Origin of the sequence: Desulforamulus reducens MI-1, assembly GCF_000016165.1 — a bacterium.
Taxonomy (GTDB): domain Bacteria; phylum Bacillota; class Desulfotomaculia; order Desulfotomaculales; family Desulfotomaculaceae; genus Desulfotomaculum; species Desulfotomaculum reducens.
Window position 1 is genome coordinate 275341 of record NC_009253.1, and the last position, 19391, is coordinate 294731.

13 protein-coding genes and 2 other annotated features are annotated in these 19391 nt (G+C 49.1%); all 13 genes read left to right on the plus strand.

Annotation, left to right across the window (positions count from 1 at the left end):
• The first annotated feature begins 11 nt into the window (after nucleotides 1-11).
• The 13 genes from argJ to ilvB (DRED_RS01525) all read left to right on the plus strand — a co-directional run bounded on the left by argJ (nucleotide 12) and on the right by ilvB (DRED_RS01525) (nucleotide 19385).
• Nucleotides 12-1229, plus strand: a complete 1218-nt coding sequence (gene argJ, locus DRED_RS01465; protein ID WP_011876659.1) for a bifunctional glutamate N-acetyltransferase/amino-acid acetyltransferase ArgJ — start codon at nucleotides 12-14, stop codon at nucleotides 1227-1229.
• Nucleotides 1230-1297: 68 nt separating this feature from the next.
• Nucleotides 1298-2161, plus strand: a complete 864-nt coding sequence (gene argB / locus DRED_RS01470) for an acetylglutamate kinase (protein ID WP_011876660.1) — start codon at nucleotides 1298-1300, stop codon at nucleotides 2159-2161.
• A 13-nt stretch (nucleotides 2162-2174) separates the two neighbouring features.
• Nucleotides 2175-3365 (plus strand): acetylornithine transaminase, encoded by a 1191-nt coding sequence (locus DRED_RS01475; RefSeq protein ID WP_011876661.1) that lies wholly within the window; start codon nucleotides 2175-2177, stop codon nucleotides 3363-3365.
• A gap of 11 nt (nucleotides 3366-3376) precedes the next feature.
• Nucleotides 3377-6601: a carbamoyl-phosphate synthase large subunit gene (gene carB, locus DRED_RS01480; RefSeq protein ID WP_011876662.1), complete on the plus strand. Its 3225-nt coding sequence runs from the start codon at nucleotides 3377-3379 to the stop codon at nucleotides 6599-6601.
• A gap of 94 nt (nucleotides 6602-6695) precedes the next feature.
• Nucleotides 6696-7643 carry an ornithine carbamoyltransferase gene (gene argF / locus DRED_RS01485; protein WP_011876663.1) on the plus strand — a complete coding sequence of 316 codons (948 nt, stop codon included), beginning with the start codon at nucleotides 6696-6698 and terminating at the stop codon, nucleotides 7641-7643.
• Nucleotides 7644-7894: 251 nt separating this feature from the next.
• Nucleotides 7895-9100 (plus strand): argininosuccinate synthase, encoded by a 1206-nt coding sequence (locus DRED_RS01490; RefSeq protein ID WP_011876664.1) that lies wholly within the window; start codon nucleotides 7895-7897, stop codon nucleotides 9098-9100.
• A 134-nt stretch (nucleotides 9101-9234) separates the two neighbouring features.
• A complete protein-coding gene (argH, locus tag DRED_RS01495) occupies nucleotides 9235-10617 on the plus strand; it encodes an argininosuccinate lyase (RefSeq protein WP_011876665.1) in 1383 nt (460 codons plus the stop codon).
• A 124-nt stretch (nucleotides 10618-10741) separates the two neighbouring features.
• Complete coding sequence (locus tag DRED_RS01500; RefSeq protein WP_238442557.1) at nucleotides 10742-11848, plus strand: HD domain-containing phosphohydrolase; 1107 nt, start codon at nucleotides 10742-10744, stop codon at nucleotides 11846-11848.
• A gap of 74 nt (nucleotides 11849-11922) precedes the next feature.
• Nucleotides 11923-12170: a binding site (T-box leader), on the plus strand.
• Nucleotides 12171-12289: 119 nt separating this feature from the next.
• Nucleotides 12290-12536 (plus strand) — a binding site (T-box leader).
• Nucleotides 12537-12587: 51 nt separating this feature from the next.
• A complete protein-coding gene (gene ilvD, locus DRED_RS01505) occupies nucleotides 12588-14249 on the plus strand; it encodes a dihydroxy-acid dehydratase (RefSeq protein WP_041274369.1) in 1662 nt (553 codons plus the stop codon).
• A gap of 88 nt (nucleotides 14250-14337) precedes the next feature.
• On the plus strand, nucleotides 14338-15999 hold the full coding sequence (gene ilvB / locus DRED_RS01510; RefSeq protein WP_041274370.1) for a biosynthetic-type acetolactate synthase large subunit: 1662 nt from the start codon (nucleotides 14338-14340) through the stop codon (nucleotides 15997-15999).
• 15 nt (nucleotides 16000-16014) lie between these two features.
• Entirely contained in the window at nucleotides 16015-16527 is a 513-nt protein-coding gene (gene ilvN / locus DRED_RS01515) for an acetolactate synthase small subunit (protein WP_011876669.1), read from the plus strand.
• Nucleotides 16528-16529: 2 nt separating this feature from the next.
• Nucleotides 16530-17522: a ketol-acid reductoisomerase gene (gene ilvC, locus DRED_RS01520; protein WP_011876670.1), complete on the plus strand. Its 993-nt coding sequence runs from the start codon at nucleotides 16530-16532 to the stop codon at nucleotides 17520-17522.
• A 195-nt stretch (nucleotides 17523-17717) separates the two neighbouring features.
• Nucleotides 17718-19385, plus strand: a complete 1668-nt coding sequence (ilvB, locus tag DRED_RS01525) for a biosynthetic-type acetolactate synthase large subunit (protein WP_011876671.1) — start codon at nucleotides 17718-17720, stop codon at nucleotides 19383-19385.
• Nucleotides 19386-19391 lie beyond the last annotated feature (6 nt).

A 19391-nucleotide genomic window follows, 5' to 3' on the forward strand; every position in this document is an offset into this window, starting at 1 on the left:
GAGGAAAGCGTATGAAAGAGAAAGCAATTAACATAATCAAAGGCGGCGTGACCTCGGCCAAGGGTTTTTTAGCCGGGGCTGTGGCTGCGGGACTGAAAAAAAACGACCTACTGGATCTGGCTTTGATCTATTCAGAAGTGCCAGCCAGTGTGGCTGGTGTCTATACAACCAACCGGGTAAAGGCTGCTCCACTGGAATTAACCAAGCAGAGAGTGTCCGGTGGTATTGGGCAGGCAGTCATTATTAATGCAGGCAATGCCAATGCCTGCACCGGGGAGCAGGGAATGCCGGCGGCCATGGAAATGGCCCGGTCTGCGGCGGTGGCCCTGGACATACCTGAAGAATATGTCATGGTGGCATCCACCGGGGTGATTGGGGTACCACTGCCAGTAGAAAAGATTGTTAAGGCGGTGCCCGGAGCAGCATCTTCACTCAGTAAAGAAGGACATGACCTAGCCTGTCAGGCTATTATGACCACCGATCTAGTACCTAAGGAATATGCTGTCCAGGTACAGATAGGAGAAAAGGTGGTTACCATCGGTGGTATGGCCAAGGGTTCAGGGATGATTCACCCGAACATGGCTACCATGCTATGCTTTATTACCACAGATGCTGTCATTGCCAGTGATGTGCTGCAGGGGGCCCTCAAAGGGTCTGTGGATGATTCCTTTAATATGATTACAGTAGACGGAGATACCAGTACCAATGATATGGTGGTGGTACTGGCCAACGGACTGGCCGATAACCCGGCAATTCAGATGGACTCAGAGGATTACCAGACTTTCTGCAAAGGATTGTCAGAAGTATGTAGAGCTCTGGCCAAAAGCATTGCCCGGGATGGGGAAGGTGCCACCCGCTTAATTGAAGTTCAGGTGATCGGTGCCCCCTCTGTCCAGGATGCAAGGCTGGCGTCCCGTTCGGTGGCAGGTTCCAATTTGTTTAAGGCGGCAGTTTTTGGCAAGGACGCCAATTGGGGTCGTATCCTGTGTGCTCTGGGCTACTCCGGCGCCAACTTTGACCCAGCCCTAACAGATATCTTAATCGGGGATGTTGCAGTTGCAAAGGATGGAGGAGCTGTTCACTTTGATGAAGAACAGGCTCTAAAGATGTTGGAACAGGACCCTGTTAAGGTTTTTGTGGATCTAAAATCCGGTACCCATGCTGCCACAGCCTGGGGTTGTGATTTAACCTACGACTACGTAAGGATAAACGGCAGTTATCGGACTTAGTCCTTCTTATTTAGCCATTGGCTAAGCGAAGAGCCAACTAAATGAAGAATATCAAAGGAGATATTGCCATGATAAGTCCGTTAGAGAAGGCAGGCATCCTGGTGGAGGCCTTACCCTATATAAAAAAGTTTTCTGGTAAAACCATTGTCATCAAATACGGTGGTCATGCCATGCTTAACGCAGATTTAAAAAAAGCTGTGATGACTGATCTGGTTCTCATGAAGTTTGTTGGTATTAATCCTGTGGTGGTACACGGCGGTGGGCCGGAAATTACCGGCATGCTGCATCGGCTGGGTATCGAATCACAGTTTGTCAGTGGCCTGAGGGTAACCGATGCCCCTACTATGGAAGTGGTGGAGATGGTCTTGGGCAAATTAAACAAAGAGATTGTTGCCCTGATCAACGGTCTAGGTGGGCGTAGTGTCGGACTGTCTGGCAAGGATGCCAACTTGATCATGGCCAATAAAAAATACAGCAATGATTGCCAGGATATTGGTTTTGTGGGTGAAGTGACAGGGGTTAATCCCCAACTGCTGCAGACCGTGATCCAGGAAGGTTATATTCCGGTGGTGTCCCCTGTGGGTATTAGCACCGAGGGAGAAACCTACAACATTAATGCAGACACTGTGGCTTCTGCCATTGCCACAGCACTAAAGGCTGATAAATTAATCATTTTAACGGATGTGGAGGGGATTTTGGAAGATCGTCAGGACAAAGGAACTTTGATCTCCACCGTTAAGATGGAGGATATTCCAAGGTTAATTGAGAGAGGTGTTATCCAGGGTGGCATGATACCAAAGGTAGAGTGCTGTATGCAAGCCATTCAGACAGGTGTTGCTACCACACACATTCTGGATGGTCGGGTGCCCCATTCCATCTTGCTGGAGGTTTTTACCGACAAAGGTATCGGAACAATGGTGGTTTCGGATTAAAAGGGGTGTTAAGATGAACAATCAAGAGATACTGGCAATGGGCCAGCAATACGTGATGAATACCTACGGGCGTTTGCCAATGGCCCTGGTAAAGGGCCAAGGGGCCTGGGTCTGGGATGCAGACGGCCGTCAATATTTAGATTTTGTCAGTGGAATTGCAGTTAATTGCTTGGGGCATGCCCACCCAGAGGTGGCCGAGGCTGTTTGTAAGCAGGTCAAAACCCTTTTGCACTGCTCCAACATCTATTGGATCGAACCTCAGGTAAAGTTAGCCAAACTGCTGGTGGAAAATTCCTGTGCTGATAAGGCGTTTTTTTGCAACAGTGGTGCCGAGGCCAACGAAGGGGCCATTAAATTAGCCAGGAAGTATGCCAAGCAACACCTTGGTCCGGACAAATATGAGATCATAACTGCCACCAATTCCTTCCATGGACGTACACTGGCCACTGTTACAGCCACAGGCCAGACCAAATATCAAAGGGGCTTAGATCCCTTGCCCCAGGGCTTTGCCTACGTTCCCTTTAATGATTTAGAGGCATTGAAAAACACCATTGGTCCCCATACCTGTGCTGTAATGCTGGAGCCGGTGCAAGGGGAAGGTGGCGTCATTCCGGCGGCCCAGGCTTACCTAGAAGGGGTAAAACAACTCTGCGAGGAAAAAGGGCTGCTTTTAATCTTTGATGAAGTCCAATGTGGCCTGGGGCGTACTGGGAAATTCTTAGGATACCAGCATTACGGAGTAGAGCCGGATATTATTACACTGGCCAAGGCCCTGGGAGGCGGTTTCCCCATCGGAGCCATGTTGGCCAAAGAACAGGTGGCACAGGCCTTTCAGCCCGGCGACCATGCCAGCACCTTTGGGGGTAATCCACTGGCTGCCACCGCCTCCCTGGCGACTATGGAAACCCTGCTTCAGAAGGGTGTGCTGGAAAATGCCTGGCAGATGGGAGAATATTTTAAGGCAGAACTAACCAAGCTGGCTGCGGAAGTACCCCTTGTCAAGGAAGTGCGGGGCTTAGGCTTAATGATCGGACTAGAACTTGGTATTGAAGGGAAAGATATTGTGGCCCACTGCCTGGAGCAAGGATTATTAATCAATTGCACCAACGGAAATGTTTTGCGATTTTTGCCGCCCCTCATCATTACGAAGGATGAAATAGACCAGGCCGTGCAGATACTGAAAAGGGCCATGCTGGTTGTATAAGGAGGGTTATGATGCCCAAACGGAAAGAGATCAAGACCGTACTGGTCATAGGGTCCGGACCGATTATCATCGGTCAGGCCGCAGAATTTGACTATGCCGGAACCCAGGCTTGCAAGGCTCTCCGGGAAGAGGGCATCAGGGTGGTATTGGTTAACTCCAACCCTGCCACCATTATGACTGACGCTGATATTGCTGATGTGGTCTATGTGGAGCCCTTAACCTGGCAAAGCATTGAAAAAATTATTGCCAAAGAAAAACCGGATGGTTTATTGCCAACCCTGGGGGGGCAAACTGGTTTGAACATGGCTGTGGAACTGGCTGAGCAGGGTATCTTAGATAAATATGGTGTTACGCTACTGGGGACCACCCTGGAAACCATCAAAAGGGCTGAGGACCGGGAACTGTTTAGGGCCACCATGCTGGAGATTGGGGAACCCATTCCAGAAAGCACCATTGCCAGTACACTAGAAGAATGCATTGAGTTTGCCAACAAGATTGGATATCCCTTGATCGTTCGCCCGGCCTACACCCTGGGTGGCACCGGGGGTGGCATCGTTAAGGATGAGAAGGAATTAACTGCCACCTGTCACCGGGGCTTAAAAATGAGTATGATTAACCAGGTGTTGCTGGAACGCAGTGTAGCCGGTTGGAAAGAGATTGAATACGAGGTTATGCGGGATAACGCTGACAACTGTATTACCATTTGCAATATGGAGAACATCGACCCGGTGGGCGTGCATACCGGCGATAGCATTGTGGTGGCTCCTTCGCAAACCCTGGCGGACCGGGAATACCAGATGCTCCGCACTGCTTCTTTAAAGATTATCCGGGCCCTGAAGGTGGCTGGAGGTTGCAATGTGCAGTTTGCCCTGGACCCTCATAGTATGGAATACATTGTCATTGAAGTAAATCCCAGGGTTAGCCGTTCCTCGGCCCTGGCTTCCAAGGCTACGGGCTATCCCATTGCCAAGCTGGCAGCTAAAATAGCCATTGGACTTAATTTAGACGAAATAAATAACCCGGTAACTGGTAAAACGACGGCCTGTTTTGAACCCACCCTAGACTATGTGGTGGTAAAAATTCCTCGTTGGCCCTTTGACAAGTTTGCCAGTGGTGACCGGATTCTGGGTACCCAGATGAAGGCCACTGGGGAAGTCATGGCCATTGACCGAAGCTTTGAGGGAGCCCTGATGAAGGCAGTCCGCTCCCTGGAGATTGGTGTGGACAGTATTCAAATGAAGGGCAGTGCCAGTTGGACCGAGATGGAACTTGAAAGTAAGCTGAGCCGCCCGGATGATGAACGACTCTTTGTGATTGCCGAAGCCTTTCGCCGTTACTGGACCATGAAAGAAATTCAACAGCTTACCGGCATTGACTACTGGTTCCTAGAAAAGATCAAGGATCTGGTTGTGTTAGAACAACAAATTCGCAATGTCGGTAGTCTGCCGGCACAGGATTTATTGCGCAGGGCCAAGGCCTGTGGACTTTCAGATGCACAAATCGGGCGGCTTTGTGGCAAGACCATGCAAGATATTCGGAATTTGAGAAAAGCATACAACATCCTCCCCACCTACAAAGTGGTGGACACCTGTGCGGCGGAATTTGAGGCGTCTACGCCCTATTACTATTCCACCTACGATTGGGAGGATGAGGTGGAAGTTTCCAGTCGAAAAAAAGTGATTGTCCTAGGCTCCGGGCCCATCCGTATCGGGCAGGGAGTGGAGTTTGATTATTGCTCGGTTCACTCCGTTTGGGGTTTGCAGAGAGAAAAGATAGAAGCTATTATCATTAATAACAACCCGGAAACCGTGTCCACGGATTTTGACACCGCAGATAAGCTTTATTTTGAGCCCTTAACCATAGAGGATGTAATGAATATCATCGAGAAGGAAAAACCCCTGGGCGTGATTGTTCAGTTCGGTGGCCAGACAGCCATTAATCTGGCCGGGGACTTGGCCGAAATGGGTGTCAAGATCCTAGGAACCCCCATTGAGGGCATCGACGCGGCGGAGGATCGGGAAAAGTTTGAAAAACTACTGAAGGGACTAGGAATCCCTCAAACCGAGGGGAAAACAGCAACCAATGTTGAGGAAGCCCAGAAAATTGCCGCAGAACTTGGTTTTCCGGTACTGGTACGGCCCTCCTATGTGCTGGGCGGGCGGGCCATGGAGATTGTCTATAACGAGGATCAACTTCTTAAATATATGTCCACTGCCGTGCAGGTTTCTCCCAAGCACCCGGTACTGGTGGATAAGTATGTCCGGGGAAAAGAGGTCGAGGTGGATGCCATTGGTGATGGGGAGAATATTTTTATTCCTGGCATCATGGAACATATTGAGCGGGCAGGTGTTCACTCTGGGGACAGCATTGCGGTTTATCCACCCCAGAGCTTAAATCAGCAGGAAATGGAACAGGTGGTGGATTACACCCTGCGTATAGGAAAAGGATTAAAAATTTGTGGTTTGATGAATATTCAGTACGTTGTGGGGGAAGAGGGTGTCTTTGTACTGGAAGTAAATCCCCGGGCATCCCGCACCGTGCCGGTCCTTTCCAAAGTCACCGGTGTTCCGATGGTGCAAGCGGCCACCCGCTGTATGCTAGGCAACAGCTTGTCAGATATGGGCTATGGTTGTGGTCTGGGGCCTGTTTCTAATTATATAACCGTCAAGGCCCCGGTTTTCTCCTTTGAAAAACTAAGTTTGGTGGAAACTTCCTTAGGACCGGAAATGAAATCCACTGGCGAGGTGATGGGGGTTGATCAAAACTTCTCCCATGCCTTCTACAAGGCCATGACAGCGGCGGGGCTAAAGGTAGCGAAAAGCGGTACAGTTTTATTTTCTGTGGCAGAACGGGATAAATTAGAGGCCGTGGCTGTGGCCAGGCAGTATGCCAGCTTGGGCTTTAAACTTTATGCCACTACCCATACTGCTGCTACCTTAAGCTCTGCGGGACTCCCGGTGCTAAATACCGAAGATCCCCTCTCTCTGGTGCGTTCAGGCAAAGTACAAATGGTGGTCAACACACCCACCAAAGGAAAAGTATCTGGCAGACCCGGCTTTCGCCTGCGCCGGTTAGCGTCTGAGTATAAAGTACCCTGCTTAACTTCCCTGGATACGGCCCGAGCCATGGCCGTCGTACTAACTGATCTGTTGCAGGGGGAACCAGTGTTGCCGGTATCCTTAAATCAATTTACAAAGTTTCTCAATGATAAAGAGCCGGTACAAAATGCAGGCTAATATGCATACGGGTAAACTAAGCCTCCGCCATACCTAAAAGGTAAAAGGCTTTAGGTATGGGTGGAAGCTAAGTTTTTCTAAGGAGGTTATGAAGATGGAGAAAATAAATGATTGTTTAAAGGGCAGGGACCTTTTGACCCTGCATGATTATACCGTTGACGAGGTAAAGTTAATTCTACAGGAAGCCCAACGGATTAAAGCAATGCAAAAGGCGGGTATCCCCCATCCTTACCTGCAGGGAAAAACCTTGGGTATGATCTTTCAAAAAAGTTCTACCCGCACCAGGGTTAGCTTTGAAGTGGGCATGTATCAGTTGGGCGGCTATGCACTGTTCCTCAGCCCCAAGGATATCCAAATGGGGCGTGGGGAATCCGTTGCCGACACCGCCCGGGTGTTGTCCCGCATGCTAGATGGCATTATGATCCGTACCTTTGCCCAGGAAGAAGTGGAGGAACTGGCTGAGTATGCAGATATACCTGTCATTAACGGACTCACTGATCGAACTCATCCCTGCCAAATTTTAGCTGATTTTTTAACCATTCAAGAACATAAAGGACAACTGGCGGGTTTAAAACTGGCCTACGTGGGGGACGGTAATAATATTGCCCACTCACTGTTGTACGGCTGTGCCAAGGTTGGTATGGACATCTGTGTGGCTTCGCCGGAGGGTTACCAACCCGATGCCCAGATTGTAAGTCAAGCCAAAGAGGATGCTCGTACCACCGGTGCAAAAGTTGAAGTGGTTAGCGATCCGGTGGTGGCCATGCAGGCTGCCGATGTGGTAATAACCGACGTCTGGGCCAGCATGGGGCAGGAAGCCGAGCAAAGGGAACGGGAAAGGGCCTTTGCAGGTTATCAAGTAAACAGCGATTTATGTGCCCATGCTAAGCCGGACTTTATTTTCCTGCATTGTTTGCCAGCCCATCGGGGTGAAGAAGTGACGGCCGAAATTATTGACGGCCCCCATTCGGTGGTATGGGATGAAGCAGAAAACCGTCTGCATGCTCAAAAAGCTGTCATGGCCCTATTGATACAGAGCTAAAGCCGGACATTTCTTATGGCTCGGCCTTGGGCCATGAGCCATGGGCCTTTTGGTGCATGTTTTGTTTAGGGGTCTTTTGCTCATGGCCCAAGGCACACGGCCCATGGCCCGGTATATTTTTATTAGTGTTAAGATATGGTGGTAAATAAGTATACATTTCAATGGTAATAAATATTTATGCACCAGTAGGAATATAAAATAATTTGTCGAAAACAATAGGCAAAAGCTTATATCGAAAGGAGTCTTTTGCAATGCCAAAGGTTGTACTTGCTTATTCCGGAGGTCTAGATACCTCTGTTATTATTGCTTGGCTGAAGGAAAACTACGGTTACGAAGTGATAGCCGTTACTGCCGATCTGGGACAGGGAGAAGAACTGGCTCCCTTGGAGGAAAAAGCCCTTCAGAGTGGTGCCAGCAAAATATATATTGAAGACCTGCGTAAGGAATTCGTCGAAGATTATATCTGGCCCACCCTAAAGGCCGGGGCCATTTACGAAGGGAAATACCTGCTGGGAACCTCCTTTGCCCGGCCATTAATTGCAAAAAAGCTAGTTGAAATTGCAGAAAAAGAAGGCGCAGTGGCTGTGGCCCACGGTGCCACCGGCAAGGGCAATGACCAAGTCCGTTTCGAACTGGGTGTCAAGGCCCTGGCCCCTCACCTGAAAGTCATTGCTCCTTGGCGGGAATGGGATATTCGTTCCCGGGAAGATGCCATTGATTACGCTGAAGCCAGGGGTATTCCAGTGCCTGTAACCAAGAAAAGTATTTATAGTAGGGATCGCAACATCTGGCACATTAGCCATGAGGGTGGCGAATTGGAAAGCCCGGCCAATGCGGCGTCCTACGATATGCTGATGCTGACGGTTCCCCCGGAAAAGGCCCCGGACCAGCCCACCTATGTGGAAATCGGCTTTGAGAAGGGGATTCCTGTTTCTATAAACGGTGAGCTAATGGACAGCATCGGCCTGCTGGAAAAACTGAATGTGATTGGTGGAGAAAACGGCATCGGCATCGTGGACATGGTGGAAAACCGCCTGGTGGGTATGAAATCCCGGGGCGTTTACGAAACCCCCGGTGGCGCCATCCTGGTATATGCACACCGGGAACTGGAACTGTTGACTTTGGACCGGGCCACCCTGCACTATAAAGAACAGATTGCCCTGCGTTATGCCGAATTGGTTTATGACGGTGTTTGGTTTGCACCCCTGCGGGAAGCTTTGGATGCCTTTGTGGACAATACCCAGCGCACCGTCACCGGTACCGTTAAGTTGAAACTGTATAAAGGCAACATGATGCCTGCCGGAGTAACTTCTCCCTATTCCCTATACGATGAAGAACTATCCACCTTTGGCCGGGATGAAGTCTACAACCAGGCCGATGCGGCAGGTTTTATTAATCTTTTTGGCCTTCCCTTAAAGGTACGGGCCATGATGGAGAAAAAGGCCGGACTCAGATGAGAAATGTGAGGTGAGAAGTTGGAAGTGAGAATTTATTCTTACATCTAACCTCTCACTTCTCACTTCTAAAGTTAAGTTATCTAGGCAAGAAACAATGAAAAATAAAAGAAGACATACAGAGGATGTGTAGAACCGTGAAACTTTGGGGCGGTCGTTTCCAGAAAACCACCGATAGTTTAGTGGAGGACTTTCACTCCTCCATTTCCTTTGATCAGAGACTATACAAACAGGATATTCGGGGTAGTATTGCCCATGCCACCATGCTGGGCAAGGTAGGCATCATTTCACTGGAGGAAGCTGCTCAAATCGTCACCGGCTTAAAGCAAATACTGGAGGAAATTGAGGCAGGTAAAGTGGAATTTGATGTGGCTGCCGAGGATATCCACATGAATGTGGAGCAACTTCTCACAGCCAAAATAGGAGCAGTGGGGAAGAAACTGCATACAGCCCGCAGCCGCAACGACCAGGTGGCTGTGGATATACGGATGTACCTAAAGGATGAAATTATCGAGATTCGGGCTCTTCTGAAGGAACTGGTGGAAACCCTATTGAACCTAGCCGAACAGCACACCAATACCGTGATGCCCGGGTATACCCATATGCAGCGAGCCCAGCCCATTACCTTTGCCCACCATCTGATGGCTTACAGCCAGATGTTTATGAGGGATATGGGAAGGCTGACGGATTGTTATAAACGGACTGATGTGATGCCCCTGGGTTCCGGTGCCCTGGCCGGTACAACCTTTCCTTTGGATCGGGAGTATACAGCAGAACTTCTGGGTTTTGCGGCAGTAAGTGACAACAGCTTGGATGCGGTAAGTGATAGGGATTTTGCAGTGGAGTTCTGCGCCGCTGCTTCCCTGATCATGATGCATCTTAGTCGTTTTTGTGAAGAAATTATTCTCTGGGCCACTGGTGAATTTGCCTTTATCGACCTGGATGACGCCTACAGCACTGGTTCCAGCATCATGCCTCAGAAGAAAAATCCAGATGTGGCCGAACTCATTCGTGGTAAAACCGGTCGGGTTTATGGGGACCTGATGGGGTTATTAACCATGCTCAAGGGTTTGCCCATGGCCTATAACAAAGATATGCAGGAAGATAAAGAAGCCCTTTTCGATGCCATGGATACCGTCAAAGGCTGTCTAATGGTCTTTCGACCCATGCTGGCCACCATGACCGTACGGCAGGAGAACATGGCCAAAGCGGCCCGGGGAGGCTTTACCAACGCCACCGATGTGGCTGACTACCTGGCCAAAAAAGGTGTGCCCTTCCGGGAAGCCCATGAAGTTGTGGGCAAGGCAGTATTTTACTGTCTGCAACAAAATAAAGCCCTAGAAGAACTGACCCTAGAGGAATACAAGGAGCTTTCTCCGGTTTTCGAAGATGATATCTATGCCGCCATCGGTGTTGAATATTGTGTTGCAGCCCGCAAGGTTAGAGGAGGGCCGGCACCGGAGGCCGTTCAACAGGCCATTACCAGAACCAAGGAACGGTTAAAACAGCTAGGAGAATAAATTGTTCCAATTACCCCGGCTTTGCCGGGGATTTTTATTATGACCTTTTTAGTTAAAAAATTGGCAGGAATATCGTACCAACTGAATAATACTTTATAATAAAACCTTTTAGGGAGAAAATACTGTGGCTGGGAGTACAATGGAACAAAGGAACGTTTTTACGGCCGAGGAAGTAGAAATTCTAATTGAGGTAAGCGCACTCCTTAGTTCGGATCTTCGGGGAGAGGAAATCCTAGAAATTTTAATGGAACAGGCTGTATTTTTGGTGAAGGCAGAGACCGGAATATTATGGCTAAGACCGGGAGAAGAAAAGGACTTGGTTCCAGTGGCTGCCTATGGGCTTGATTTTGCATCCGTCAACCTGTTGCACAAACAATTTAAAGGCTATGTGGAGAGCCTTACTGTGGGTGGCAAATCCATCATCACGAAGGAAAAAACCGGTGGAAATATACTGCTGGAAAATGCCAGCTTTGCCATGAACATGGCTGTTAAAAGTATGGTTTTTCTTCCTCTGATCAACAAAGGTAGAATCCTGGGGTGTCTGCAACTGATGAATAAGCAGGACGGAGGGGTCTTTGGACCAAGGGACCTGCGATTATGTAATACCTTTGCCAGCCAGGCAGCGGTGATTATTGACAACAGCTTCCTTATTGCCAACCAGGAGAAGTTAATGCTTAGTCTGATCAGGGCCCTTTCCTCTGCTCTGGATGCCAGAGATCCCTATACCCAGGGACATTCCGAGCGTGTCAGTAAGTTGGCCCTTTTAATTGCCAGAGAAATACAAATGAGTCATAAACAGCAAGTAGTCCTACAACGGGCAGCTTTACTACATGATGTGGGAAAAATTGGCATAAGGGACAATGTATTATTGGAACCAGGCCCTTTGGATGAGCAAAGATGGCAAATTATGAAGAGTCACCCTGTAATCGGAGCCCAGATTATCCAACAAATTGAGCCCAAATCCATGATGCAGCAAATTTATGACGGGGTCATGTATCATCAAGAAAAGTATGATGGGACAGGGTATCCCAGCGGGCTACGGGGCAAAGAAATCCCCCTGGTGGCCAGAATCATTGCCATTGCCGATGCCTATGATGCCATTACCAGTGACCGTCCCTATCGAAAGGGAAAAGATGCCAAAGAGGCTCTGGAGGAAATAGAACGGTGTGCTGGCAAGCACTTTGACCCCCAATTGGTACAGGCCTTTCTAAGAGCCATGGCAGAGCAATGATGTAAAAATTTCCAACAATTTTAATCCTTGACAGCAGAGCAGTAAAAAAATATACTATAAGTGTATTCCATATGAAAACAACTTTGATAGGGATTGTGAATCTGAAACAGGGTTGCAGAGAGCCGGGTAAGGTGAAAGCCGGTACCAATGACAGATTAACTTATCACCCTGGAGTTGCCTCTTCGAAAACCTTTGGTAAGTAGGTGGGGCCGGGTTAGGAAACCCGTTACCAAATCAGCACAATACAGAATCTGTAAGTGCAAAGTGGCTCTATTGAGCAATCAGGGTGGTACCGCGGAAGGTTTAACCTCTCGTCCCTGGCATTATGCCAGGAACGAGGGGTTTTTAGTTTTACGGACACCTTGAAAAATTTAACCCGATCTTAACAAGTTATTCCTTGACAGTTGTTAACTAAGAAATTATACTGATTAATAATTTATATTAACAGCTGTGATCGGGACAACAGTCTAAAACAGGCCACAGAGAGCCGGGTTAGGTGGAAACCGGTGCCAAAGGGTAGACTGTGCTCACCCAGGAGCTGCCCCCGTGAAAGATTTACGAGTAATTGGGGCCGGGATAGAAACCCGTTATGAATTGGCACATTACAGAGGAAACTGTTTTGATGCATGAGTGGCTCGTAAGAGCAAACAGGGTGGTACCGCGGAAGGTTTAACCTCTCGTCCCTGGCATTATGCCAGGAACGAGGGGTTTTTTATTATTTCATCGGGAGGTAAATATGATGCGCAGCGATACGATGAAGAAAGGCCTGGAGAGAGCGCCACACCGCAGTTTGTTCAGGGCCCTGGGGTTAATAGACGAAGAATTATCCCGTCCCATGATTGGTGTGGTGAACTCCTTTAACGAGATTGTACCAGGTCATATGCATTTGAGAGAAATTGCCGAAGCAGTTAAGGCCGGCGTTCGGATGGCCGGCGGCACACCGGTGGAGTTTCCGGTGATTGCAGTTTGTGATGGCATTGCCATGGGACATCCAGGTATGAGGTACTCCTTGGCCAGCCGTGAGATCATTGCAGATTCCATTGAGGTTATGGCCCAGGCCCATCCCTTTGACGGGTTGGTGCTAATACCCAACTGCGATAAGGTTGTGCCAGGCATGTTAATGGCGGCAGCCAGACTGAATATCCCTGCCATTGTGGTAAGTGGGGGACCCATGATGGCAGGTCGATTCCAAGACAAGGATGTCTCCCTGAGTCAAATGTTTGAAGCAGTGGGAGCTGTGGTGGCTAATCGCATGAGCCAGGAAGAACTGGCCGAGTTAGAGGATCAGGCTTGTCCTGGTTGTGGTTCTTGCTCCGGCATGTTTACGGCCAACAGTATGAACTGCTTAACCGAAGCATTAGGCATGGCACTGCCCGGTAATGGTACTGTTCCAGCTGTCTCCGCAGCCAGGAGAAGGTTGGCTAAAACGGCTGGTATGAGAGCCGTGGCCCTGGTTAAGGAAGATCTGAAACCCAGAGATATTCTCACCCCGGAGAACTTCCGGAATGGGTTGGCTGTGGATATGGCCTTGGGATGTTCCACCAACACAGTGTTACACTTACCCGCCATTGCCCATGAAGCAGGCCTTGATTTAGATTTAAATTTAATTAACGAAATAAGCGAAAAATCTCCCCACCTGTGTAAGCTCAGTCCTGCGGGAGAATATCACATACAGGACCTCTATGCCGCCGGCGGTATCCAGGCGGTCATGAAAGAGTTGTCCCTCAATGGTCTGATTAATCTAAACATTAAGACTGTCAGCGGCTTGACAGTTGAACAACTTATAGAACAGGCCAAGGTTAGAGATTACAATGTTATTCGCAGTGTTCAGGAACCCTACAGTCCCACTGGTGGGCTGGCCATCCTGAGGGGAAATCTTGCCCTGGAGGGAGCAGTGGTCAAGCGGGCGGCCGTAGCGCCGGAAATGCTGCAACATACAGGCCCTGCCAAAGTCTTTGATGGAGAAGAAACAGCCATTGAGGCCATTATGGGTGGCCAAATCAAAGCCGGTGATGTGGTGGTAATCCGTTATGAAGGGCCCAAAGGGGGACCTGGTATGAGAGAAATGCTGGGACCCACCTCGGTATTGGCCGGCATGGGGCTGGACAAAGAAGTTGCCCTTCTGACAGACGGACGTTTCTCCGGGGCATCCCGGGGTGCTTCCATCGGGCACATTTCTCCGGAAGCAGCGGAAGGGGGTCTTATCGCCGTCCTTCAGGACGGGGATATTGTGGAAATTGACATCCCCAATTACCGCCTCGAAGTAAAACTTGATTCGGAGGAAATAAATCGCCGAATGGCTGCATGGCAGGCACCGCAGCCCAGAGTAAAGGAAGGTTATCTGGCCCGTTATGCAGAGAAAGTATCCTCTGCGGGTAAAGGGGCCGTTTGTAATCGATAGATACTGTGTAAACATTCTTAAACCATGGGCATTTTGAGCGTATGACACCAGAACAATTGGAAAATGAGGGTTACTGGAGGTTTTTATGATGAGAATGTCTGGTGCGAAGATTTTACTTGATAGTTTAAAGGAAATGGGTGTTGATACCATTTTTGGCTACCCCGGAGGTTCGGCTATACCCATTTACGATGCACTTTATGATTCTGATATTCGCCATATATTATGCCGCCATGAACAGGGTGCCGTGCATGCGGCGGACGGCTATGCCAGAGCTTCCGGCAAGGTGGGGGTTTGCCTGGCAACCTCCGGTCCCGGAGCCACCAACTTGGTAACGGGGATTGCCAATGCGTACATGGACTCCATCCCCTTGGTGGCCATTACTGGTCAGGTACCCACTTCCATGTTGGGGCGGGATTCCTTTCAGGAGGCCGATATAACGGGTATTACCCTACCCATAACAAAACATAACTACATTGTGAAAGATATTAATGAACTGGGCAAGGTTGTGAAAGAAGCCTTTCATATTGCCGCCAGCGGGCGGCCCGGTCCGGTATTGATAGACATTCCCAAGGACATTTCTGCCGGGGAGATGGACTATCAGCCCAATGGTCCTGTGGACCTGCCCGGGTACAAACCGCCGGGCATGGCTCGGGAAGATTTGGTTAATCAGGCCTTTCGTTTAATCGCCGTCAGTGAGCGACCGGTGATTTATGCCGGTGGCGGAATTATCAGTGCTGGTGCCCATGAGGAACTGAAGAAATTGGCCGAAACCATTCTGGCTCCGGTGGCAACCACCCTGATGGGGTTAGGGGGATTCCCCGGTGACCATGCCTTGGCCCTGGGCATGTTGGGTATGCATGGTACAAAATATGCTAACTTTGCTATCTGTGATTGCGATTTGCTCATTGCTGTGGGGGTTCGCTTCGATGACCGGGTCACCGGTAAAGTGGAGTCCTTTGCTCCCAACGCCAAAATTATTCATATTGACATAGATCCCGCAGAGCTGGGGAAAAATGTGCGGGTGGATGTACCCATCGCCGGCAATGTAAAACTGGTGTTGCAGCAACTGTTGGAGCGGGTTCAGACAAGGATCCCCGAGGCTTGGCAACATAAAGTTGCCCAGTGGAAGAAGGAATATCCCCTTGACTTTGATGAAAACGGTGAGGGTTTAACACCCCAATATGTTATTCGGGAAATCTACCGGCAGACCGGAGGAGAAGCCCGGATTGCCACCGAAGTGGGTCAGCACCAGATGTGGGCGGCGCACTATTACACCTACACCAAGCCCCGCTCCTTTATCTCCTCCGGTGGTTTGGGGACCATGGGATATGGTTTTCCTGCTGCCATCGGGGTGCAGGTGGCCTGTCCGGAGGAAACAGTTTTTGATATTGCCGGGGATGGCAGTATCCAGATGAATATTCAAGAGTTAGCCACAGCGGTGGATTATGACCTACCTGTAAACATTGCTGTGATGAACAATGGTTACTTGGGCATGGTTCGCCAGTGGCAGGAACTCTTTTATAATCGTCGCTATTCCTACGTTGAGATGAAAAGCCCCAACTTTGTAAAACTGGCCGAGGCCTATGGTGCCGAAGGCTACCAGGTAACCCGCAAGGATGAGGTTGCGGAGGTAATGCAGGCAGCAGTGCAATCCCGTAAACCGGTATTAATGGACTTTGTGGTTGAAAGAGAAGGAAACGTATTGCCCTTTGTCCCACCGGGCAAAGCGTTAAATGAAATGTTAGGGTAGAAAAGGGGTGTCTATATGTATCACACACTGGCGGTATTAGTGGAAAATAGTCCCGGTGTATTGGCCCGTGTAGCTGGTTTATTTAGCCGGCGTGGTTATAACATCGATAGTTTGGCAGTGGGCCGCACCGACGATCCTGCGATCTCCCGCATGACCATTGTGGTGGAGGGAGATGAAAGGGTGCTGGAGCAGGTCAGCAAACAACTGCACAAACTGGTGGATGTCATCAAAATTAACGATATCACGGCGAACCCCCATGTGGATAGGGAATTGGTTCTTATTAAAGTCAGTGCTGACAATGGCAGCCGGAATGAAATTATGCAAATTGCACAGATTTTCCGGGCCAACATCGTTGATTATGGACACAAGAACCTTACCCTGGAATGTACTGGCAATCAAGAGAAAATTAATGCCTTTGAAGAAGCCCTGCGTCCCTTCGGTATGAAAGAATTAGTACGTACCGGTAAAGTAGCTATGCTACGGGGTGCCAAATATACCAATATCACCAAGACAAAAGAGGAGGACTAATCATGGTAAAGGTTTACTACGATGCAGATGCAAACTTGGAGTTTCTGAAAGGTAAAAAAATTGCTGTTCTAGGCTATGGCAGCCAGGGTCATGCCCAGGCCCAGAGCCTTAGAGATAGTGGTTTAGATGTGGTAGTGGGTCTGCGCAAAGACAGTGCCCGCTGGAGCAAGGCAGAAGCAGACGGTCTGCAGGTGGCCACCGTGCCCGATGCCTGTGCTCAGGCAGAGGTTATCCAGGTATTGCTGCCCGATGAAATTCAAGGTCGGGTTTATGCGGAAGAAATTGAACCATACCTCAGTGAAGGCAAGGCGCTAATGTTCTCACACGGTTTTAACATCCACTTTGGCCAAATTGTGCCTCCCAAAAATGTAGACGTATTTCTGGTAGCACCCAAAAGCCCCGGCCATCTGGTAAGACGCATGTATGCTGAAGGCAAAGGGGTTCCCGGACTGGTGGCGGTACACCAGGATTATACCGGCAAAGCCAAAGACATTGCCCTGGCCTATGCCAAAGGCATTGGCTGCACCAAAGCCGGTGTCTTTGAAACCTCCTTTAGAGAAGAAACCGAGACAGACCTCTTTGGTGAGCAAGCCGTTCTGTGCGGCGGCGTCAGTGAATTAATTAAGGCGGGTTTCGATACCTTAGTAGAGGCGGGCTATGCACCGGAAATGGCCTACTTCGAATGCCTGCACGAACTGAAATTAATTGTGGATCTCATTTACGAAGGTGGTCTTTCCAGAATGAGATACTCCGTCAGCAACACCGCGGAATATGGGGATTACATGATTGGTCCCCGTATTGTTAATGAAGAAACCCGTGAAGAAATGAGACAGGTATTAATGGAAATCCAGGACGGTACCTTTGCCCGCAACTGGATGCTGGAAAATCAGGTAAAGTCTCCTCAGTTCAATGCAGTTCGTAAAATGGAACAAGAACATCCCATCGAAGAAGTGGGCGCAAGATTGCGTGAAATGATGCCCTGGTTGAAGAAGTAGTTGCTATAAAGTAGTCCTTTGGGGTCTTGCCATGAGCCATTAGCCCTGAGCTCTTTAGATTTAGGGCTAATGGCAAGGCATACTCTGTTAAAAGTTGATAGTGATATAAATAATAAAATTTAAAGCTAAAAGCTAATGGCTAATAGCTAACGGCTAAAAGCCCATAGCTCACAGCTAAATTGGGAGGGATATGCTTTGAAAATTACCTGTGCCGAAGCGTTAGTTCGTTGCCTGGAGTTGGAAGGCGTAGAATTGATTTTCGGTTATCCTGGTGGTGCTATCCTCCCTGTCTACGATGCCTTGATAAACAGCAAGATTAAGCATATTTTAACCCGGCACGAACAGGGTGCGGCCCATGCGGCCAGTGGCTATGCTCGAACAACGGGCAAAGTTGGGGTATGCATGACTACCTCAGGACCCGGTGCTACAAACCTAGTCACAGGTTTGGCCAACGCATACATGGACTCTATTCCCCTGGTTGCTATCACCGGCCAGGTTCCCACCTCTCAGGTAGGGACTGATGCCTTCCAGGAAGTGGATATTACCGGTATTACAATACCAGTTACCAAACATAATTACCTGGTCAAAGATCCTAAAATGTTGCCCAAAATTTTGAAGCAAGCCTTTCATATTGCCCAGACAGGTAGGCCGGGCCCGGTTTTAATTGACCTGCCCAAGGATGTGGCCCAGGCCGAAATTAACTTTAATTACCCCCAAGATGTGGAACTAATGGGGTACAAACCAACGGTTAAGGGGCATGTGGCTCAGATCAACCAAGCTGCCAAATTGATCATGCAGGCAGAACGGCCGGTTATTTATACCGGAGGAGGTATTGTTAATGCCAACGCCTCGGAGGAACTGCTTTGGTTGGCTGAAACCATCGATGCTCCGGTGGTGTCTACCCTAATGGGATTAGGTGCCTTTCCCGGAGATCACAGATTGTTTTTAGGGATGCTGGGTCTACATGGTATTAAAGCGGCCAATTTGGCGGTGACAGAGTGCGATCTGCTGATTACATTAGGTGCTCGCTTTGATGACAGGGTTACGGGTAGAATCAGTGGCTTTGCTCCCAATGCCAAGGTGATCCATGTGGACATTGACCCCGCAGAAATAAGTAAGAATGTTATTTCTCACATGCCAATTGTGGGAGATACCAAAAAAGTGTTGGAAGCTTTACTGGTTCGGCTGGATAAGAAGCAGAACATTTCTTGGAATGCCAAAGTAGCCGACTGGAAGAAAGAGTTTGGGCCTAGATATCAAGCTGAAGGTGAGTATCTGAAGCCCCAGCATATTATAGAAGAAATTCATCGGCATACCAATGGTAAAGCCATCATGACCACTGACGTAGGCCAGCATCAGATGTGGGTGGCTCAACACTATACCTTTACTGGCCCAAGGGATTTGGTTACTTCTGGCGGATTGGGCTGCATGGGCTTTGGTCTTCCCGGTGCCATCGGGGCACAAATAGGCAGGCCCAATGAAACCGTCGTTTTGGTAACAGGTGACGGCAGCTTCCAGATGACTTTGAATGAACTGAGCACAGCAGCAGAGCAGGGTTTGCCCCTGAAAATATTTGTTCTGAACAACCAGCGGCTGGGTATGGTTCGGCAACTTCAGGAATTCTATTGTGATAAACGCTATACCGCTGTGGATTTTTCTTTTGTGCCGGATTTCGCTGCACTGGCCAGGGTGTACGGCTTTAAGGGCATAACCGTTAAGAACGAAGAAGAACTTCAGAAGGCCTTAAAGGAAACCTTTGGGGAGACGGGGCCGGTGCTGGTGGATTGTACCATTGATCCTGAAGAAAATGTTTTGCCCATGGTGTTGGCTGGTAAAGATATCAATGATTGTGTGGATTGTTAATAAAAA

Excerpts from the sequence above, each read along its gene's own strand:
- ilvC (WP_011876670.1), top strand. The coding sequence starts at position 16,530 with ATGGTAAAGGTTTACTACGATGCAGATGCAAACTTGGAGTTTCTGAAA.
- DRED_RS01475 (WP_011876661.1), top strand. The coding sequence starts at position 2,175 with ATGAACAATCAAGAGATACTGGCAATGGGCCAGCAATACGTGATGAAT.
- DRED_RS01490 (WP_011876664.1), top strand. The coding sequence starts at position 7,895 with ATGCCAAAGGTTGTACTTGCTTATTCCGGAGGTCTAGATACCTCTGTT.
- ilvB (WP_041274370.1), top strand. The coding sequence starts at position 14,338 with ATGAGAATGTCTGGTGCGAAGATTTTACTTGATAGTTTAAAGGAAATG.
- argF (WP_011876663.1), top strand. The coding sequence starts at position 6,696 with ATGGAGAAAATAAATGATTGTTTAAAGGGCAGGGACCTTTTGACCCTG.
- ilvN (WP_011876669.1), top strand. The coding sequence starts at position 16,015 with ATGTATCACACACTGGCGGTATTAGTGGAAAATAGTCCCGGTGTATTG.
- argJ (WP_011876659.1), top strand. The coding sequence starts at position 12 with ATGAAAGAGAAAGCAATTAACATAATCAAAGGCGGCGTGACCTCGGCC.
- carB (WP_011876662.1), top strand. The coding sequence starts at position 3,377 with ATGCCCAAACGGAAAGAGATCAAGACCGTACTGGTCATAGGGTCCGGA.
- ilvD (WP_041274369.1), top strand. The coding sequence starts at position 12,588 with ATGCGCAGCGATACGATGAAGAAAGGCCTGGAGAGAGCGCCACACCGC.
- argB (WP_011876660.1), top strand. The coding sequence starts at position 1,298 with ATGATAAGTCCGTTAGAGAAGGCAGGCATCCTGGTGGAGGCCTTACCC.